The sequence below is a fragment of the Streptomyces griseiscabiei genome, from assembly GCF_020010925.1.
Classification (GTDB): domain Bacteria; phylum Actinomycetota; class Actinomycetes; order Streptomycetales; family Streptomycetaceae; genus Streptomyces; species Streptomyces griseiscabiei.
The window spans coordinates 1,360,153-1,379,198 of sequence record NZ_JAGJBZ010000002.1; the positions used below are offsets into that span (position 1 = coordinate 1,360,153).

The 19,046-nt window shown below is 71.3% G+C and carries 13 protein-coding genes; 11 read left to right on the forward strand and 2 right to left on the reverse strand.

Features of this window, described 5'->3' with window-relative positions:
• The first annotated feature begins 277 nt into the window (after nucleotides 1-277).
• The 4 genes from J8M51_RS23455 to J8M51_RS23470 all read left to right on the forward strand — a co-directional run bounded on the left by J8M51_RS23455 (nucleotide 278) and on the right by J8M51_RS23470 (nucleotide 6,205).
• A complete protein-coding gene (locus tag J8M51_RS23455; protein ID WP_086756651.1) occupies nucleotides 278-1,069 on the forward strand; it encodes an ATP-binding cassette domain-containing protein in 792 nt (263 codons plus the stop codon).
• Nucleotides 1,066-2,400, forward strand: a complete 1,335-nt coding sequence (locus tag J8M51_RS23460; protein ID WP_086756649.1) for a sugar ABC transporter permease — start codon at nucleotides 1,066-1,068, stop codon at nucleotides 2,398-2,400. Before J8M51_RS23455 ends, J8M51_RS23460 begins: the two co-directional genes overlap by 4 nt.
• 213 nt (nucleotides 2,401-2,613) lie before the next feature.
• Entirely contained in the window at nucleotides 2,614-4,533 is a 1,920-nt protein-coding gene (dxs, locus tag J8M51_RS23465; protein WP_086756648.1) for a 1-deoxy-D-xylulose-5-phosphate synthase, read from the forward strand.
• Nucleotides 4,534-4,678: 145 nt separating this feature from the next.
• Nucleotides 4,679-6,205 carry an amino acid permease gene (locus tag J8M51_RS23470; RefSeq protein ID WP_086756646.1) on the forward strand — a complete coding sequence of 509 codons (1,527 nt, stop codon included), beginning with the start codon at nucleotides 4,679-4,681 and terminating at the stop codon, nucleotides 6,203-6,205.
• A 6-nt stretch (nucleotides 6,206-6,211) separates the two neighbouring features.
• Here J8M51_RS23470 and J8M51_RS23475 read toward each other — a convergent pair whose 3' ends face one another.
• Nucleotides 6,212-6,586 (reverse strand): PIN domain-containing protein, encoded by a 375-nt coding sequence (locus tag J8M51_RS23475; RefSeq protein ID WP_086756644.1) that lies wholly within the window; start codon nucleotides 6,584-6,586, stop codon nucleotides 6,212-6,214.
• Nucleotides 6,587-6,729: 143 nt separating this feature from the next.
• Here J8M51_RS23475 and J8M51_RS23480 point away from each other — a divergent pair, with 143 nt between their 5' ends.
• Complete coding sequence (locus J8M51_RS23480; RefSeq protein ID WP_267299440.1) at nucleotides 6,730-7,845, forward strand: hypothetical protein; 1,116 nt, start codon at nucleotides 6,730-6,732, stop codon at nucleotides 7,843-7,845.
• Nucleotides 7,846-8,031: 186 nt separating this feature from the next.
• On the opposite strand, the gene J8M51_RS23485 is transcribed toward J8M51_RS23480, so the two are convergent.
• On the reverse strand, nucleotides 8,032-9,129 hold the full coding sequence (locus tag J8M51_RS23485; protein WP_267299441.1) for an LCP family protein: 1,098 nt from the start codon (nucleotides 9,127-9,129) through the stop codon (nucleotides 8,032-8,034).
• A 455-nt stretch (nucleotides 9,130-9,584) separates the two neighbouring features.
• Here J8M51_RS23485 and J8M51_RS23490 point away from each other — a divergent pair, with 455 nt between their 5' ends.
• The 6 genes from J8M51_RS23490 to J8M51_RS23515 all read left to right on the forward strand — a co-directional run bounded on the left by J8M51_RS23490 (nucleotide 9,585) and on the right by J8M51_RS23515 (nucleotide 19,030).
• The gene (locus J8M51_RS23490) at nucleotides 9,585-11,132 is read left to right on the forward strand and encodes a stealth family protein (protein ID WP_398857391.1); all 1,548 of its coding nucleotides are present in this window, start codon (nucleotides 9,585-9,587) and stop codon (nucleotides 11,130-11,132) included.
• Nucleotides 11,133-11,261: 129 nt separating this feature from the next.
• The gene (locus J8M51_RS23495; protein ID WP_086763474.1) at nucleotides 11,262-12,875 is read left to right on the forward strand and encodes a sugar phosphotransferase; all 1,614 of its coding nucleotides are present in this window, start codon (nucleotides 11,262-11,264) and stop codon (nucleotides 12,873-12,875) included.
• On the forward strand, nucleotides 12,872-14,635 hold the full coding sequence (locus J8M51_RS23500; protein ID WP_086763476.1) for a stealth family protein: 1,764 nt from the start codon (nucleotides 12,872-12,874) through the stop codon (nucleotides 14,633-14,635). The genes J8M51_RS23495 and J8M51_RS23500 overlap by 4 nt, the downstream gene beginning before the upstream one ends.
• The gene (locus tag J8M51_RS23505; protein WP_086763478.1) at nucleotides 14,632-16,728 is read left to right on the forward strand and encodes a glycosyltransferase family 4 protein; all 2,097 of its coding nucleotides are present in this window, start codon (nucleotides 14,632-14,634) and stop codon (nucleotides 16,726-16,728) included. The genes J8M51_RS23500 and J8M51_RS23505 overlap by 4 nt, the downstream gene beginning before the upstream one ends.
• A 36-nt stretch (nucleotides 16,729-16,764) precedes the next feature.
• Nucleotides 16,765-18,162 carry a GDSL-type esterase/lipase family protein gene (locus J8M51_RS23510; RefSeq protein WP_086763480.1) on the forward strand — a complete coding sequence of 466 codons (1,398 nt, stop codon included), beginning with the start codon at nucleotides 16,765-16,767 and terminating at the stop codon, nucleotides 18,160-18,162.
• Nucleotides 18,152-19,030, forward strand: a complete 879-nt coding sequence (locus J8M51_RS23515) for an endonuclease/exonuclease/phosphatase family protein (RefSeq protein WP_179203494.1) — start codon at nucleotides 18,152-18,154, stop codon at nucleotides 19,028-19,030. The genes J8M51_RS23510 and J8M51_RS23515 overlap by 11 nt, the downstream gene beginning before the upstream one ends.
• Nucleotides 19,031-19,046 lie beyond the last annotated feature (16 nt).

Here is a 19,046-nt window from a genome sequence, read left to right on the forward strand (position 1 = left end):
CGCCCGCCCCACCTTCAGACCCCGCTTCCGGGGCGGGCGCCGGACGGAATCACAACGCTCCGCTCCGCGGGAATCGCCACGAGGGACCGTCGCTCGCCGACCGCGCCGTCGTGGCCGGTCGTGCGGTTCCCCGCGCCCCCGCAGGGCTCGGGGGGCGTGGCGACTCCCCCCATGTTCCCCTTGTAAGCCTTGTGCACGGTTCCCATGTCGAAGGAGCCGGCACATTTCCGCGCCTGATTCCGGGCGCGGCATCCCCGCCGGTCAGGCGGCGAAGGAGATGGTTCACGTGTCCGCTACGCCCGTGCTGGCGTTGCGCGGAGTCTCCAAGCGATTCGGTGCGGTGCAGGCACTCACCGACGTCGATCTGGAGGTCCACGCCGGAGAAGTGGTCGCCCTGGTGGGCGACAACGGCGCAGGAAAGTCCACCCTGGTCAAGACGATCGCGGGTGTCCACCCCATCGATGAGGGCGTCATCGAGTGGCAGGGCGACCCGGTCCGGATCAACAAGCCGCACGACGCCCAGGGACTCGGCGTCGCGACGGTCTACCAGGACCTCGCCCTCTGCGACAACCTCGATGTCGTCGGCAACCTCTACCTCGGGCGCGAGCTGCTGCGCCGCGGCGTCATCGACGAGGTGTCGATGGAGAAGAACTCCCGCGAACTGCTGTCCACGCTCTCGATCCGCATCCCGAGCGTCCGCATCCCGATCGCGAGCCTCTCGGGCGGTCAGCGCCAGGTCGTCGCCATCGCCCGCGCCCTCATCGGCGACCCCAAGCTCGTCATCCTGGACGAGCCCACCGCCGCCCTCGGCGTCGAGCAGACCGCGCAGGTCCTCGACCTGGTCGAACGGCTGCGCGAGCGCAACCTCGCCGTCATCCTCATCAGCCACAACATGGCCGATGTCAAGGCGGTCGCGGACACCGTCGCCGTGCTGCGCCTGGGCAAGAACAACGGTTCCTTCTCCGTGAAGGACACCAGCCATGAAGAGATCATCGCCGCGATCACGGGTGCCACGGACAACGCCGTGACCCGTCGTGCGGGGCGGCGCACCACGGAGGCGGCAAAGTGAGCGACACGTCCAAGACCGTGAAGAGCGACTCCGCGCCGGACACCGGGGACGAGGGCCAGACCACGGTCGCCCCCGCCGACGACCCCACGGCCGCGCCGGTCACCGTCGTCGACCCGCGACTGCTGGTCCGCGAAGAGGGCCTCAAGGGCTACGTCACCGAGTTCAAGCGCAAGGTGAGGGGCGGCGAGCTGGGCTCGCTGCCGGTGGTCATCGGCCTGATCGTCATCTGGACGATCTTCCAGCTGCAGAACGACCTCTTCCTGAGCGCCGACAACCTCTCGGACATCAGCTACTTCCTCTCGGCCACCGGCATGCTCGCCATCGGCCTGGTGTTCGTGCTGCTGCTCGGTGAGATCGACCTGTCCGTGGGTTCGGTCAGCGGTCTGGCCTCCACCCTGTTCGCCGTGCTCGCGGTGAACCACGGCATGAACTCCTGGTTGGCACTGATCCTCGCGATCGTCACCGGTCTCGCCATCGGCGCGCTGCACGGCTGGTTCTTCGCCAGGGTCGGCGTCCCCGCGTTCGTCGTCACCCTGGCCGGCTTCCTCGGCTGGAACGGCGTGATGCTGTGGATGCTGGGTGACAGCGGCACGATCAACATCCCGTCCGACACGGGCCCGGTCCATCTGCTCGGCAAGAGCTCCTTCTTCATGGACCAGGCCATCATCGGCGCGTACATCCTGGCCGGCCTCGGTGTGCTGCTCTCCCTCGTCGGCAACCTGGGCGAGCAGCGCCGCCGTCGGGCCGCGAACGTGCCGTTCCGGCCGACCAGCGAGATCGTGCTGCGGGTCGGCGCGCTCGCCGTCGTGTCCTTCGCCGCCGCCGCCGTGCTCAACGACGCGTCCGGTGTCTCCAACGCGCTGGTGGTCTTCCTGGCGGCGCTGGTGATCGTGGACTTCGTGCTGCGCCGGACGACCTACGGCCGTCAGGTGTTCGCGGTCGGCGGCGGCATCGAGGCGGCCCGCCGCGCGGGTATCAACGTGCCGATGGTCCGGATCACCGTCTTCGCCATCTCCGGCGGGTTCGCGGCGATCGGCGGCATGTTCTTCGCCGGTCAGACCGCGAGCGCGACGCTGTCCGCCGGTGGCGGCAACGTCCTGATGCTCGCGATCGCCGCGGCCGTCATCGGTGGCACCAGCCTCTTCGGCGGGCGGGGATCGGTGTGGTCCGCGCTGCTGGGCATGCTCGTCATCCAGTCGATCACCACGGGCCTCAACCTGCTGAACATGAACACCTCGATCCAGTACATGATCACGGGTGCGGTGCTGCTGGGCGCGGTCGTCATCGACTCCGTCTCCCGTCGCAGCCAGAAGGCGGCCGGTCGCGCCTAGACGCTGTCCGGGGGCGAATGTGCCCGGCGCCTTCAAGGCGCCGGGCACTTCTGTTTGTTGTCGGACGTTTCGTACGGGTACGTCTGCGCAGGATGGTTTACGGCCGTTCGTGTGACGTGGGAGTCGACCGCCCGGCGGTCGGCCGTGCGCGCGGAAGATTAGACTTCGACGAGCCCGGTAACGCTCGAACAGCACTATCGCAAGGAGGCACGGGTGCCGCTGCTGACCCGCATCAGGGGACCGCGCGATCTGGACCGGCTCAGCCTGGAGGAGTTGGACCAGCTGGCGGACGAGATCCGGACCTTCCTCGTCGAGGCGGTGTCGAAGACCGGCGGTCACCTCGGCCCGAACCTCGGCGTGGTGGAGCTGACCATCGCGATGCACCGGGTCTTCGACTCGCCCAAGGACAAGGTGCTCTGGGACACGGGCCACCAGTCCTACGTCCACAAGCTCCTCACCGGGCGCCAGGACTTCTCCCGGCTGAAGATGAAGGGCGGCCTCTCCGGCTACCCCTCGCAAGGAGAGTCCGAGCACGACGTCATCGAGAACAGCCACGCCTCCACGGTGCTCGGCTGGGCCGACGGCCTCGCCAAGGCCAACCAGGTGCTGAAACGCGACGACCACGTGGTCGCCGTCATCGGCGACGGCGCCCTCACCGGCGGTATGGCCTGGGAGGCGCTCAACAACATCGCCGACGCCAAGGACCGCCCCCTCGTCATCGTCGTCAACGACAACGAGCGGTCGTACGCGCCGACCATCGGCGGCCTCGCCAACCACCTGGCCACCCTGCGGACGACGGACGGCTACGAGCGGTTCCTCGCCCGCGGCAAGGACCTGCTGGAGCGCACCCCGGTCGTCGGCCGGCCGCTGTACGAGACGCTGCACGGCGCCAAGAAGGGGCTGAAGGACTTCATCGCCCCGCAGGGCATGTTCGAGGACCTCGGCCTCAAGTACGTCGGCCCGATCGACGGCCACGACATCGAGGCCCTGGAGTCCGCGCTGTCCCGTGCCAAGCGGTTCGGCGGACCGGTCATCGTGCACTGCCTCACCGAGAAGGGCCGCGGCTACCAGCCCGCCCTCCAGGACGAGGCGGACCGCTTCCACGCCGTCGGCAAGATCCACCCGGACACCGGGCTGCCGATCGCCTCCTCCGGCGCCGACTGGACCTCCGTCTTCGGCGAGGAGATGGTCAAGCTCGGCAAGGAGCGCGAGGACATCGTCGCCATCACGGCGGCCATGCTCCAGCCGGTCGGCCTCGACAAGTTCGCCAAGGCCTTCCCCGACCGTGTGTACGACGTCGGTATCGCCGAGCAGCACGGCGCCGTGTCCGCGGCCGGCCTCGCCACCGGGGGACTGCACCCCGTCTTCGCGGTCTACGCGACCTTCCTCAACCGCGCCTTCGACCAGGTCCTGATGGATGTCGCCCTGCACAAGTGCGGTGTGACGTTCGTCCTGGACCGGGCCGGTGTCACCGGCACCGACGGCGCCTCGCACAACGGCATGTGGGACATGTCGATCCTCCAGGTCGTCCCGGGGCTCAGGCTCGCCGCGCCGCGCGACGCCGACCAGGTCCGCGCCCAGCTGCGCGAGGCCGTCGAGGTCACCGACGCGCCGACCGTGGTCCGCTTCTCCAAGGGCGCCGTCGGTCCCGCCGTACCCGCCCTGCGCCGCGTCGGCGGCATGGACGTGCTGCGTGAGCCGGGCACCGACACCCCCGATGTGCTCCTTGTCTCGGTCGGTGCCCTCGCCCCGATGTGCCTGGAGATCGCCGGCCTGCTCGACAAGCAGGGCATCACCACGACCGTCGTCGACCCGCGCTGGGTCAAGCCGGTCGACGAGCACATGGCGCCGCTCGCCGACAAGCACCGTGTGGTCGTCACCGTCGAGGACAACTCCCGCGTCGGCGGCGTCGGTTCGGCCGTCGCCCAGGCACTGCGCGACGCCGGGGTGGACATCCCGCTGCGGGACTTCGGCATCCCGCCGCGCTTCCTGGACCACGCCACCCGTGCCGAGGTGCTGGCCGAGATCGGGCTCACCGCGCCCGACATCGCCCGCCAGGTCACCGGACTGGTCTCCAAGATCGACGGCCGCTTCGGCGACACCGCCGCCGAGGTGGAGTCCGCCCGCGACTGACGTACCCGGTTGAGCTGTTCGGGCCGGTCCCGCCATCCTTTACGGTGGCGAGACCGGCCCATTCGCGTGAAACCGCCCGCGCCGGGGCATACGCTCCACGCCCCCTCTCGATCATGTCGAGGACGACAAGCGTGGGAGGTCCCCTGTGAGCAGCACACTCTTCCGGACGAAGAAGGTCGAGCAGTCCATCCTCGATACCGAGGAACCAGAACACGCGCTCAAGAAATCCTTGTCCGCGCTGGATCTGACGGTCTTCGGCGTCGGTGTCATCATCGGCACCGGCATCTTCGTCCTCACCGGCACGGTGGCCAAGAACAACGCCGGCCCCGCCGTGGCCCTCGCCTTCGTCGTGGCCGGCGTCGTCTGCGCGCTCGCCGCCCTCTGCTACGCGGAGTTCGCCTCCACGGTCCCGGTCGCCGGATCCGCGTACACCTTCAGTTACGCCTCACTCGGGGAACTGCCCGCCTGGATCATCGGCTGGGACCTCGTACTGGAGTTCGCACTGGGGACGGCGGTGGTGGCGGTCGGCTGGTCCGGCTACATCCATTCGCTGCTGGCCAACGCGGGCTGGGAGCTGCCGGCCGCGCTCGGTACCAGAGACGGGGCGGACGGCTTCGGCTTCGACATCCTCGCCGCCGCGCTCGTCCTCGTCCTCACCGCCATCCTGGTGGTCGGCACCAAGCTCTCCGCGCGCGTCACCTCCGTCGTCGTCGCCATCAAGGTGACGGTCGTCCTCACCGTGATCGTCGCGGGCGCCTTCTTCATCAGCGCTGACAATTACGACCCCTTCATCCCGAAGGCGCAGGAGGTCCCGGCGGGGGACAGCCTCCAGTCCCCGCTGATCCAGCTGATGTTCGGCTGGGCGCCCGCCAACTTCGGTGTGATGGGCATCTTCACGGCCGCTTCCGTCGTCTTCTTCGCGTTCATCGGCTTCGACGTCGTCGCCACGGCGGCCGAGGAGACCAGGAACCCGCAGCGGGACATGCCCCGGGGCATCATCGGCTCCCTCGTCATCTGCACCACGCTGTACGTGGCGGTGTCGATCGTCGTCACCGGCATGCAGCACTACACCGATCTGTCGGTGACCGCGCCGCTCGCCGACGCCTTCAAGGCCACCGGGCATCCGTGGTTCGCGGGCTTCATCAGCTTCGGCGCCGCCGTCGGTCTGACGACCGTGTGCATGATCCTGCTGCTCGGCCAGACCCGGGTGTTCTTCGCGATGAGCCGCGACGGACTGCTGCCGCGCTTCTTCTCCCACGTCCACCCCCGGTTCAAGACCCCGCACCGGCCGACCGTCCTGCTCGGTGTGATCATCGCGATCGTCGCCGGCTTCACCCCGCTGAGCGAGCTGGCCGAGCTGGTGAACATCGGCACACTGTTCGCCTTCGTGGTCGTCGCGATCGGCGTCGTCATCCTCCGCCGGACCCGCCCCGACCTGCACCGGTCGTTCCGCACCCCCTGGGTGCCGTTCGTCCCGGTCCTGTCGGTGCTCGCCTCGCTGTGGCTGATGCTCAACCTGCCCACCGAGACCTGGCTCCGCTTCGCCGGCTGGATGGCGCTCGGCTTCGCCGTCTACTTCGTGTACGGCCGGTCGCACAGCCGCCTCGGGCGCGAAGCGGAGACCACCGTGGACGAGGTCGGCGGGAGGCCGCCGGGGAACGGCGCCTCGTAGGCGCGTTCAGGAGTTCCCGCGCACCGTCCGGGGCCCGGTCACCTCGGCGCCCAACTCGCCTACCCTGCGCCGTAGTTCACGGTCGGCGGTGACGACGAGGCAGGGGCGGTCGCGGGCCTCCTCGGCGACCAGTTCCACGATGCGGTCGTCACCGCTGCGGGACGCCGCCTCGACCCGTACCCCGGGGACCGGTTCCACCTCGCGGGCGGCGCCCTCGACGACCAGGACGAGTTCCACGGGCTCGTCGCGACCGGGGACGCCGTCCCGGGCGAGCCGGTCGCGCAGGCGCTCCGCCGCGCCCCGCCGGTCGCGCCACCAGCCGTCCGGCACGGAGCCGACGACATTGGCCGCGTCGACGATCACAAGCAGAGGGTCGTCCATGGGGACAGGGTCGCACGCCCGGCCGCCGCTCCCGGTAGGTGAAACGTTCATCCTATGATGGGGGCCGCTCGGCCTTCCGCGTACGTGTGCGAGAAGGCGGCCGGGGAGCCGCGCCGAGCGTCATCGAAAGGGCAGGTCACGTCATGCGGACCAGATCCGGGCGCGCCGCTGCCCAGGGGGCGGCGGCCGACACCTCGGCGAACGGCGGGGCGGGGCGGCACCGGGCCGAGGCCACCCTCACCGGTTCCTGGCTCGTCCTCGGCAAGGACGGCAGGCTCACCGCGTACGCCCGCGCGCGTACGGGACTGCTGCGCTGGACGCAGAGCCGGCCGGGCGGCGCGGAGTGGACCGGCCCGGAGCTGTTCCCGGTGGCGGGGCTGACCGACCTCCACATCGTGCAGGGCGCGGACACCTATGTGCACTTCCTCGGGCGGCGGGAGACCGCCAAGGGCGACGGTCCGGCCGCCGTGGACATCGTGCACGCCATCCAGTACCAGACGGGGCGGCCGGTCACCGAGTGGCGTTCGCTGGGCAATCCGCACAAGGACGCGGCGAAGGCGGCACGCTTCGGGATACCGACCGGGGCCGTGAGCGCGGGCGGCAACGTCCATGTCCTCGTGCGCAACGCGGGCGGCGGTGTGATGCTGCGCCGGGAGCTGGCGGGCGGCAAGTGGAGCCCGTGGACCGACCTCAAGGGCAGCGGGGTGCGGGAGCCGGTGGCCGTGGTCGCGTACGCCTCCGGGCGGGTCGAGGCGATGGCCGGGGGCCAGGACCTCATCATGCGCTGGACCCAGGACAAGCCCGACGGGGCCTTCGGCCAGGCGCCGAACATCGCGCTCCCGGTGCTGGCCGGCAGCGTGGTCGGGCTGGAGACGGGGCCCGACCGGGCGACGTACTACTGGATCGACCCGGCGACCGGGGGCGTCGTCGCGCACCGGCCGGGCGGGTGGGTGATTCCGCTGGGCGGGGCGCCGGACGCGGGGCCGGTGGCCGTGGCTCGGGTGCCGCTCGACGGGTACGACTGTGTGGTGCTGGCCCATCGGGATGCCGGGGGGCAGGTTCTGCTGGCGGCGTGCGGGACGGAGAACGAGCAGGCGGGGGTGTGGTGGGCGCCCACGGGGGAGCGGGGGGCGCCCGCGTTGGCGCGGGACGCGTATGGGCGGGTGGTGTTGGGGGTGCTCGGGGTGGATGGGGCGCTGCGGGTCGCTGTGCAGCGGGATGAGGGTGGGTTGGCTCTGGCGCCGTCTGTTGTTGTGTGACGGGGCCCAGGCGTCTGCCGGGTGCGGTGGGACGGCGGGTGCGGCTCCGGTGGGGCTTCTCGCGCAGTTCCCCGCGCCCCTGAAAGGCAGGGGCTGCGCCCCGTGTCTTTCAGGCCCGCAGTCCGTCGTGTCTTTCGGGACCGCAGCCCCGTCAGGCGTTGCTGACCCGTGGCCTCGTCGTCCTTTTCAGGACCCCTGCCCCGTCGCCGGGGACTTCTTCGCCGACTCCGGGATCTCCTTGTCGGCGCGGAGTGCCTTCCACAGGGTCGTCGCCTGGGGTTCCGCGGCTACGACGCGGTTGGGGTCGGTCTTGTCGTAGGTGACCGGGAGCATGATCGTTTCCATGGTGGCGGGGTCGACGCCGTTCATGCTGCGGGCGAAGTCGGACAGGGCCGTGAGGGAGTCGAGGTCGGAGTCGGTGGTGAGGGACTCGGTGAGGCTGTCGGCGATCCGGTAGGCCTTGGTGGGGCTGCCGAGGAGGTCCTGCTTCTTGATCTCGCCCAGCAGGGCGATCATGAACTGCTGCTGGAGGCCGATGCGTCCGAGGTCGCTGCCGTCGCCGACGCCGTGCCGGGTGCGGACGAAGGCGAGGGACTGGGTGCCGTCCAGCCGGTGGGTGCCCGCCTCCAGGTCGAGGCCGCTGGACTTGTCGTGGATGGCCTTGTCGACGGTGACCGTCACTCCGCCGATCGCGTCGACGAGCCCCTTGAAGCCGGCGAAGTCGATCTCCATGAAGTGGTCCATGCGGATGCCGGACATCTGCTCCACGGTCTTCACCACACAGGCCGGACCGGCGAGCGAGTAGACCGAGTTGAACATCACACGCTTCGCGGAGGCGAGCGTGGAGCCGTCGGACCTGGTGCACTCGGGACGGGTCACCAGGGTGTCGCGGGGGATGCTGATCGCCACGGCCTCGCTGCGGCCCTCGGGTATGTGCATCACCAGCGCGGTGTCCGAGCGGGCGCCGGCGACGTCGCCCGTGCCGAGGTCGGCGTTCTTCCCGGAGCGTGAGTCGGAGCCGAGGACCAGGATGTTCTGGCCCGAGGTCGGCAGCTTCTCGGGGCGGTCGTCGCCGATCGCCCGGTCGAGGTCGACGCCGTCGATGTTGCCGTCGAGGTCGCTGTAGAGCCAGTAGCCGGTGCCGCCGGCCGCCAGGACGAGGACGGCGAGGCCGAGCGCGATCCAGCGCCACACCCGGCGCCTGCGCTGAGGCTTGGCGCGGCGGCTCGACGGCGCACGCCTGGATCTCGGGCTCTGGTCCGGCTCCGTCAGGGCGTGCGTCATGGCGCCTCGGCGTCCTCTCGTTGTGTGGCTTGAAGCGATCGATGCCGACCCTGGGACACAGGCATACGAATGTTCGACAAATCGCGACGAGTCCGAACTATAAACCGACCGTCAGGGCAGGTCGGGTGGCCCCCCGTTCACCCCTCGGTTACCGAGAGTTCGGTCACGATGTCACTTGCTGTGTGTTTTCTGTCATTTTTGCCTGCTGTTGACAGTTGGCTGATTTGGTCGTGATGATGTGCCAGACCTGTGCAAGGTTAAAGTTTTTATGTGAATGAATCCGACAGTGTCGTCGGTGTGCAAGTGGTCACGTTTCGAGCCCGGGGGCGCGAAGGCAGGTGGCCGACGGGGGCTAAGGGGCAGTAGGCGTGACAACTGTTTTTGAACCCGGCGTCCAACGGGCGACGGGTGAATCCAGCCATGTCCCCCAGGCTGCTGCCGCTCCTCCACCGCAGATTTCCGGCCACGCGCCGAACCCCGCCGTCGCCGCCGAGCGCGGCGATGTGTACGTCGAGCCCGGCCTGACCCCGCTGGCGGCCCGCGAGGCCAACCGATGCGCCCTCACCTCCCTGCTCGACGCGGCCGGTGTCCCGTACTTCGCCGTGCGCGGCACCTCGGACCACGGCACCGTCGTCGCCGTCGCCGAGCAGGACCGCGAGCGGGTGCTCGGCGCGGTCTTCCGGGGACTCGGCCGGTACCCCGGCCATCTGAGCGTGATCGACCCCGACGCGCCCCGGCCCGCCCGCCCCGTCTCCTCGCGCGATCCGAAGGCCTGGCGCGGAGTCTCCACGGCCCGGGTCGTGCAGGTCAGCTGGTACCGCACCGACCCCGGCCGGCATCTGCTGCTCGGCCACGAGTACGGCTGCGCTGTCGAGTTCTGGCAGCCGCACGGCGACCACCTCGTCGCACCGCGCGCCAACCGCGCCACCTGGGCCGTCCTCGCGCGGGACGCGAACGTGCACGGTGCCGCCCGGCTGTTCAGTCGCTTCGTGTCGGACTGGACGCCGCGGCACCTCGCGCCGGCGCTCGCCACCCGCCCGGAGTTCCTGGTCGACTGCGCGGACGACATCGGCTTCCCCGTCGACGCCGTCTACACCTGGGTCGACGGCGACGACCCGGCGTGGCAGCGGCGCAAGGCGACGGCCAAGGGCGAGGTCTACCACGCCGAGTCGGCGAGCGACGCGCGCTTCATCAGCCGCGACGAACTGCGCTACTCGGTGCGGTCGCTGCATCTGTTCGCGCCGTGGATCCGCAACGTGTACATCGTCACCGACGACCAGGTCCCGGACTGGCTGCGCGAGGACCTGCCCGGACTGCGGATCGCGAGCCACCGCGAGATCTTCCGCGACCCGGCGGACCTGCCGACGTTCAACTCGCACTCGATCGAGAGCCAGCTGCACCACATCGAGGGCCTCGCCGAGCACTTCCTGTACTTCAACGACGACATGTTCATGGGCCGCCCGGTCGCCCCGCACGCCTTCTTCACCCCGTCCGGCACCGCCCGCTACTTCCCCTCCCGCAACCGCATCCCGCAGGGCCCGGTCGCCGAGACCGACACCCCGGTCGACGCGGCCTGCAAGAACAACCGGGCGCTCCTGAAGGAACGTTTCGGCAAGGTGATCACCCAGCCCATGGAGCACATCCCTTACGCCCTGCGCCGCTCGGCGATGGAGGAGGCCGAGCGGGACTTCCCGGAGGCCTGGGCGCGTACGTCGGCCAGCCGGTTCCGCGCGATGACGGACCTGTCGCCGACCTCGTCGTTCGCGCTCTACTACGCGGCGCTCACCGGCCGGGCCCAGCCCGGATCGATGCCCTTCACCTATCTCCAGCTGTCCGTCCCCGACCTCGCGGACCGGCTGAACCGGCTGCTCGACGGCCGGAACCAGGACACCTTCTGCCTCAACGACGCCTTCTCCACCCCCGAGGACATCGAGGCCCAGCAGGAACTCCTCGACGGCTTCCTCAACGCGTACTTCCCCACCCCGAGCCCCTACGAGCGATGAACGGCGCCCCACGGGGCCCGCTCGACCGCCGAGCGGACCTCCCCCCCGATGCATGGCCCCTACAAGGGTCCCCGCGCGCATGCCCCCCGCGCAGCTGCCCCCCGCCGACGACGAGACGGAGTTCCTGACGTGTCCGACCAGACGTCGCTCAGCTCCGCCGCCCACGTCTACCAGCGCCTCGTCCCGCAGCCGGTCCGTACCGTCGCCGCCACCACCGTCCCCGGACGCGTCCGGCGCAAGGCCAAGCGGTCGCTCGCCCGTGCCCTCGGCCGCCGCGAGGCCCGGCTGCACCTGCGCGCCCTGAAGCGGGTCCGCAAGGCGGAGTTCGGGCACTCCGAACGCCGCACCGAGGCGCACGACGGCCGGATCGGGCATGTGCACACCGGACTGACCGTCGACCTCGCCCGCCGCCTCGACCACAACCTGGTCACCCACGCCCTCGACGCCGCCGACATCCCCTGGTTCGCGGTGCCCGCCCTCGACGACCGGCGGATCTGCCTCGCCGTGGAGCAGCGGGACAAGGGCGCCGTCCGCCGGGCACTACGCGCGTTGCTGGAGGAACACACCGGCTACGTGGTGTCCGTCTCGCCCGCCGACAGCGAGACCCAGGACATCCCCGGCAGCCATGTGAAGGCGTGGAAGCACTACGGGAAGGCCCGGGTGATCCGCCTCACCTGGCTGCGCACCGACCCCACCGAGAACCTGTGGGTCGGCGAGGACCAGGGCGTCGAGATCGAGTTCTGGACCGTCAACACCGACCTGCCCCGGGAACGGGTCGTCGGCCCGCGCCCCAACCGGGTCCAGCGGGCCGTGCCCAGCGACGCCCTCGGCATCGAGATCGGCCTCGACCGGCTCTCCGGCTATCTCGACATCGACGGCGCCATGGAACCGACGATCACCCTGGAGAACTTCGACATCGCCCGGCTGGAGGAGATCACCTTCTCCGTCGACGCGGTCCTGCTGCACCAGTACGCCACCGACTGGGGCGAGGAACTGCTGCGCGCCGCCCTGCGCTCACTGCACCAGTACGCGCCCTGGACCGACGTCGTCCACGTCGTCGCCCAGGCCCCCGTCCCCGACTGGCTGCGGGCCGACGAACGGCTCAGCATCGTGCCCGCCCGGCCCGGCGCCGAATGGCGGCTGCACCAACTGCCCGACATCGCCGACCACTTCCTGCTGCTGCGCCCCGGCGCACTGCTCGGCCGCCCCGTCCGGGCCTTCGACTACTTCACCCCGCACGGCGTGACCCGCCCCCGCCGGGGCCCCTGGACCGCCGAGGAGTCCTTCGCGCCCTGGACCCGCTCCGCGTACGCGGCGACCGGCCGTGTCACCGCGCACGGCTACGCCGAGGGCCCCCAGCCCCACAGCCGCGCGACCCTCTCCCGCCTCGCCGAGTCGAACGCCCCGCTCCTGCCCCTGCCCGACGTCCAGCGGGCCCCGGCGGCGACCGGCACCCACCCCATGGACGGGCTGATCCACCACGTCGGCGCCGTCGCCGGACTCGCCGACCCCTCCGGTGAGGCGACCGTCACCCTGCACGCCGCCCTCCCCGGCCTCACCCACCACCTGGAGCGGCTGCTCGTCCGCAGGGACAGCCAGCAGATCCAGCTCGTCGGCCTGGGGGAGCCGCAGGCCCTGGCCCAGGGCGGCACCGACGCCGTCCTGCACTTCCTGCGCCGCTACTTCCCCGTGCCCAGCGTCTTCGAGCACGAGGACTCCGAGGAGTCGGACAACCCGTCGTGAGCACCGCCAACCCCGAGGCGTCCGCCCTGGTCGGGGCGTACCGCGCCCTCGTCCCGACCGGCCTGCGCCGCCGTGTCGCGCGCCGCGTACCACCGCGCCTGCGCATGGCGCTCAAGCAACTGCTGCGCCACCTCCAGTCGGTCACCCTGGGCTCCCGGCTGCTCCGCGCGGCCCGCGCCCGCCGCCGCTGGCCGCAGCTGTTCCGCGCCGGGGAGCGGCTCGCCGCGCTGGCCGGACCCGGGGCGCAGATCGCCCTCGTCCGCCCCACCGTGTCGCCGCTCGGGCTGCGCGAGGCCAACCTCGAACTGGTGGTGACCCTGTTGGAGGAGGCGGGCGTCGACTACTTCGCGATCCGCGGCAACTCCGACTTCCGCTCCTGCCTCGCCGTCGCCGAGACCGACCGCGACCGGGTACGCGCGGCCCTGGACCGCGGCTCCGCGAGCGGGCCCGTGTACGTCACGGCCTGCCGGGGCGACGTCGCCACCGGCCGGACCGCGCTCTGCGGCTCCAGGACCGGCCGGCGGATCGCGGGGGAGGCCCGGGTGCTGCGCGTCGGCATGGTGTGGAGCGACCCCGCGGGCTCCCTGGTCCTCGGCCCGCAGCACGGCTGCGACATCGAGTTCTGGCGGCCCGAGGACGGCCGCCTGGTCGCCCCGCGCCCCAACCGCGTCACCGAGGACGTCTCACCCGCCGAGCCCCGGGTCACCGTCCCCGTCAGCAGGCTCACCGGCTTCGCCGCCCTGCACACCCGCCGCACCCGCGCGGTCCGCACCATCGCGCCCTGCGCCGACGCCCTGCCCGAGGACGTCCGCTTCCCCGTCGACGTCGTCTACACCTGGGTCGACGGCAACGACCCGGCCTGGCAGCACCGCCGCGCCGACTACGGGCACAGCGGCTACCACACCGAGTCCGCCAACGCCGCCCGCTACATCAGCCGCGACGAGCTGCGCTACTCGCTGCGCGCCCTGGAGCAGAACGCCCCCTGGGTCCGCCATGTCTACGTCGTCACCGACCGGCAGCGCCCCGCCTGGCTCCTGGACCGCCACCCCCGCCTCACGGTCGTCGACCACTCCGAGATCTTCGCCGACCCGAGCGCCCTGCCCACCTTCAACTCCCACGCCATCGAGAGCCGCCTGCACCACATCCCCGGCCTCGCCGAGCACTTCCTCTACTTCAACGACGACATGTTCCTGGGCCGCCCGGTCACCCCGCAGGACTTCTTCCTCTCCAACGGCATGACCCGTACGTTCTTCTCGCCCTCCCAGGTCCCCCGGTGGGAGCGCACCCAGGGCGACCGCCCGGTCGACGCCGCCGGCAAGAACAACCGCCGGCTGCTGCTGGACAACTTCGGCTCGGCCATCGTGCAGAAGGTCCGGCACGCGCCGTACGCCCTGCGCCGCAGTGTGCTGCACGAGATCGAGCAGGAGTTCGCCGACGCGCACCGGGCCACCTCGCACAGCCGGTTCCGCAGCCCGGACGACATCTCGATCCCGTCGTCGCTGTACCACTACTACGCGTACTTCACCGGCCGGGCCGTGCCCTCCGACATCAGCTTCGCCTACCTGGACCTGGCCCGCCCCGAGATCCAGCGGCGGCTCGGCATCCTGCTGGCCCGCCGCGACCGGCAGGCGTTCTGTATCAACGACACCCTCTCCGACGGCCACGACACCGACCGCCAGACGGCGATGCTCGGCCGCTTCCTCGACTCCTACTACCCGGTGCCGAGTCCCTTCGAGCGGAAGGAGCGTGAGGTCCGGTGAAGATCTCCTTCCTGATCAACAACATCTACGGCATCGGCGGCACCAACCGCACGGTCATCAACCTCGCCGAGGCGCTCGCCGTCCACCACGAGGTCGAGATCGTCTCGGTGTTCCGGCGCTCGACCGCGACGAAGTTCGAGATCTCCCCGAGGATCACCGTCCGCGCCCTGGTCGACCTGCGGCCGGGTTCCGGTGACCGCGGGGCCGCCGGGAGCGACGAACCCAGCGAAGTGGTGCCGCGCCAGGAGGAGTTCTTCGCGCAGTACAGCCGCTTCACCGACCAGCGCATCATCCGCGAGCTGAGGAGGACGGACGCCGACGTCGTCGTCGGCACCCGCCCGAGCCTCAACCTCTTCGTCGCCGCCCACACCCGCGACGGCGCCCTGCGCGTGGCCCAGGAACACATGACCCACCTGGCCATCCCGCCCGCCGTCCGCGCCGAGATGGCCCGCGTCTACCCCCGGCTCGACGGCATCACCACGGTCACCGAGGCCGACGCCCGCTCCTTCATGGAGCACACCCCGATCCCCGGCCTCACCGTCGTCGGCATCCCCAACAGCGTGCCCCAGCCCGCCGTACCGCCCTCCGACTGCACCCACAAGGTCGTCGTCAGCGCCGGCCGTATGCACCACATCAAGCGGTACGACCTGCTGATCCGCGCCTTCGGGATGCTCGCCGAGGAGTTCCCCGACTGGCAGCTGCGGATCTACGGCGACGGCGGCGAGGCCGGGAAACTCCGCGCCCTGGTCACCGAACTCGGCCTCGCGGGACGGGCGTTGCTCATGGGCGGCTTCTCGCCCATCGAGTCGGAGTGGGCCAAGGGCTCCATCGCCGCCGTGACGTCGAGCGCCGAGTCCTTCGGCATGACCCTGGTCGAGGCCATGCGCTGCGGCCTGCCCGTGGTCTCCACCGACTGCCCCGTGGGCCCCCGCGAGATCCTGGCCGACGGCGAGGACGGCCTTCTCGTCACCAACGGCGACGTGGACGCCATCGCCTGGGGCCTGCGGCGCCTGATGGCCGACGAGCACCTGCGCCGGGACATGGGCGCCGCCGCCCTGCGCAACGCCGCCCGCTACGACCCCGCCGCCGTCGCCGCCCGCTATGCCGAGCTGTTCGAGGACGCGGCCCGGCGCCGCGCCGCCCGGACGAAGGGGTACCGGGCGCCCGCCGGACCCCGGAAGAAGGCCGAGGCCCTCGCCGCCGTACCCCCGACCTCCCTCCGCGCCGCCACCGTGGACGTCACGGCGGACGACGCGGGCTGGCTGCGCCTGGCCACCGACGGCCCCGCCGAGGGCCGCCACCGCTGGCAGTTCGTCCTCCGCCACAAGCCCTCCGACGGCGACCGGCTGCCCGACCTGCCGCTGCGCACCGTACGCAAGCCGCTCGACAACGGCGGCACCCGCTACACCGCCGCGATCACCCCCTCCGCCCTCGACCACCTCGGCGACGGCCGCTGGCAGGTGACGATGCGCGCCCCGAAGACCGGCGCCGTCCCTATGAAGGCCGGCCTGCGCGACACCCGCGCCCTCATCGACGCCCGCGACCGCCTGGTGGCGAGGCCGCCGACCGGCCCGGTCGGCTGGAACCTCCCCTACGCGCAGCCGAACGGCCGTCTGATGCTGCGCAGTGTCCTCCGCCAGGACCACGCCGAATGCGTCGGCGTGGAGGTCACCGACACCGGCATCGCCGTGGAGGGCGTCCTGTGCGGCAAGCGCCTGCTGAAGCCCGGCGCGCTCTTCGTCGTCAGCCGCCGGGGCCGTCACTCCACCGACTTCACGGTGCCCGTGCAGCTGCTGGGCAGCCGCCGGTTCCGCGCCGAGGCACCCATCAGACAGGTCGTCGACCACCGCCTGGAGCGCTGGGAGGACTGGGACTGGTGGCTCCGGCCCGACCCGGCCGACCGGGGCAAGCTCCGCGTCTGCCACCTCCTGGAGGACTTCCCGGACGTCAAGGGCGCCTACGCCTACCCGCCGGTGCCCCTCGTCGGCGACGAGCCCTCCGCGTACGCCGTGATCCACCCCGCGCGTCCGGTCTGGGTGCGGCCGTACTGCTCGGCCTCGGGCGCCATGGCCATGAACGTCGTAGACCGCTAGAGACCGTCAGGACGGACGGGAGAGGAACCGCGAGAGATGAACCGGACGATATTCGTGCTCGGGGACTCCGTGCCCGCCCCTCGCACCGACGAGGAAGCGCCCATGGCGGGCTGGGGCCAGAAGATCGAGGAGCTGCTGCCCGGCCCGGTCGAGGTCGCCAACTACGCCCGCTCCGCCATGACCAGCCGCAAGTACTTCACCGAACGCTTCCCGGCGATGCTCAACCGCATGAAGCGCGGCGACATCGTCCTCATCGGCTTCGGTTACGTGGACCGGATGATCCACGACGGGACGCGGTACGTCCCCGTCCCCGAGTACAAGGAACTGCTCCGTCTCTTCGTCACCCATGTGCACCGGGAGGGCGGCGTCCCCGTCCTCGTCACCCCCATGGCCGGGTACGCCTTCTCCGCCACCGGCGAGGTCCTCCACACCCTCGGCGCCCACCCCCGCGCCATGACCGAGGTCGCCGGTGAACTGGGCGCCCCGCTGGTCGACCTGACGAGCCGCACGATGGAACGGTGGGCCGAGATCGGCCCGTTGCGGCTGCGCCAGTTCTTCTGCTGGGTCGACGCCGGCGACCACCCCGGCCACCCGGACGGCAGCATCGACTCCACCCACCTGAACCACACCGGCGCCGTCGAGGTCGCCCGGATCGTCGTCGCGGGCCTGTGCGATCTCGGCGTCCTCGACCGGTCCGAGGTGGACGTCCAGGCGCTGACGGAGCCGCCGGTCATGCCCCCGCTCTCCGGCGAGTTCACCGTCCAGTCCCCGGAGTCGGCTCTGCACTACGCGCAACGCGTCGGCGAGGCACCGGTGATCAGCAAGCCCGCCCCGGGCGGACCCTGCGGCCCGATGGTCAAGTTCACCGGTGTCGCCGCACCCGGCACGGACTACCTCCTCTTCTTCGAGAACGGCCGGTACCTCGGCGGTACGGGCGTCGGCGACACCGGCCAGTGGATATGGCGCCGCTCGGTCAACTGGCCCGGCGGCGAGCACGCGATCCAGTGCGTCGGTCTGCGCGGCGACGGCTGCACCCCGGTTCTGGACCACCGCTTCACCGTGCGCACCGAGGTCCCGGCCCCGCTGGTGACCGCACCCGTCGAGGGCGCCTTCGCCGGGCCCCGGCCGCGCTTCGCGGGCACGGTGGAGCAGGGTGTCACCAAGGTGGTCCTGCTGGAACACGGCGTCCTCATCGGCGCGACCGGCGTCAACGACAACGGGGAGTGGTCCTTCACCCACGCCCACCCCTGGCGCTCCGGCACCCACACCGTCGAGGCCGTCGCCGTGTTCGGCGCCACCGAATCCCCGGCCGCCGCACGGACGTTCAAGGTCGTCGGCATCCCCGAGAACAGCCCCGTCCGGATGTCCGGGGCCTCCCGGCACGCCTGCGCCGACGCGGTCTGCGAGCACCGGCCGTTCACCGGTGACTGGTAGGCGCGGCGTCCGGGTGCTCCTGGGAGCGGTGGCCGCCGGGCTCACCGTGCTCCTGGGAGTACTCGTCGTACCGCGTGACGACGACGGGGGCGGTACGGCACCCCCGAGGCCCCGGCAGCTACGGGTGGTCCACCACAACCTGTGCGGAGCCGCCGCCGTCTGCCCCTGGAACTCGGGCGGCACGGGCCCCGGCACCTCGATCCCGCGCCTGGTGGAGCGGGCGGCACGCCTCCGGGCGGACATCGTCACCGTCAACGAGATCTGTCTGACCCAGTACGCGGAACTCAAGCGCCAACTGATCGCCGTGGGCTGGCAGATGGACGGCACCTACGCCTCCTCCCAGGGCAACGTGCCCGCCTGCGGCGGCACCGGTGCCTTCGGCTCGGCCGTCCTCAGCCGGGAGGACGTCCCCGACGACCGGCAGGACCACCACCGCTTCACCGACACGGGCGGCGAGACCTACACGGGTGGCGGCCGTACGGTCGAGGTCCGGCGCGGACTCCTGTGCGCCCACACGTCGTTCGCGGGGCGGTCCCTCGTCGCCTGCACGGCCCATACGAACGCCAAGGCCCCCGGGCAGCTACGGGAGATACGGGACCGGCTGGCCCGACTCCCGCAGGAGATGCCCGTGATCCTCGCCGGCGACCTCAACCTCCCACCGGACGCGCCCGCCCTCGCCCACCTCACCGGCCGTTTCGCGGAGGCGGACGAGGCCGACGACGAACCCACCGCCGACGGCAGGAAGATCGACTACGTCTTCGCCGACCGCCGCCACTTCACGGTGGTGGACGGCGACGCGGAGAAGTACGCCGAGTCGGACCACGCCCTGCTGACGGGCAGATTCACGCTCACGTCCGCGAGCACATGACAGGAGGGCCCCCGCC

Coding starts and splice junctions, on each gene's coding strand:
- J8M51_RS23455 (WP_086756651.1), top strand. CDS start 278: ATGGTTCACGTGTCCGCTACGCCCGTGCTGGCGTTGCGCGGAGTCTCC.
- J8M51_RS23475 (WP_086756644.1), bottom strand. CDS start 6,586: ATGGACGACCCTCTGCTTGTGATCGTCGACGCGGCCAATGTCGTCGGC.
- J8M51_RS23480 (WP_267299440.1), top strand. CDS start 6,730: ATGCGGACCAGATCCGGGCGCGCCGCTGCCCAGGGGGCGGCGGCCGAC.
- J8M51_RS23485 (WP_267299441.1), bottom strand. CDS start 9,129: ATGACGCACGCCCTGACGGAGCCGGACCAGAGCCCGAGATCCAGGCGT.
- J8M51_RS23510 (WP_086763480.1), top strand. CDS start 16,765: ATGAACCGGACGATATTCGTGCTCGGGGACTCCGTGCCCGCCCCTCGC.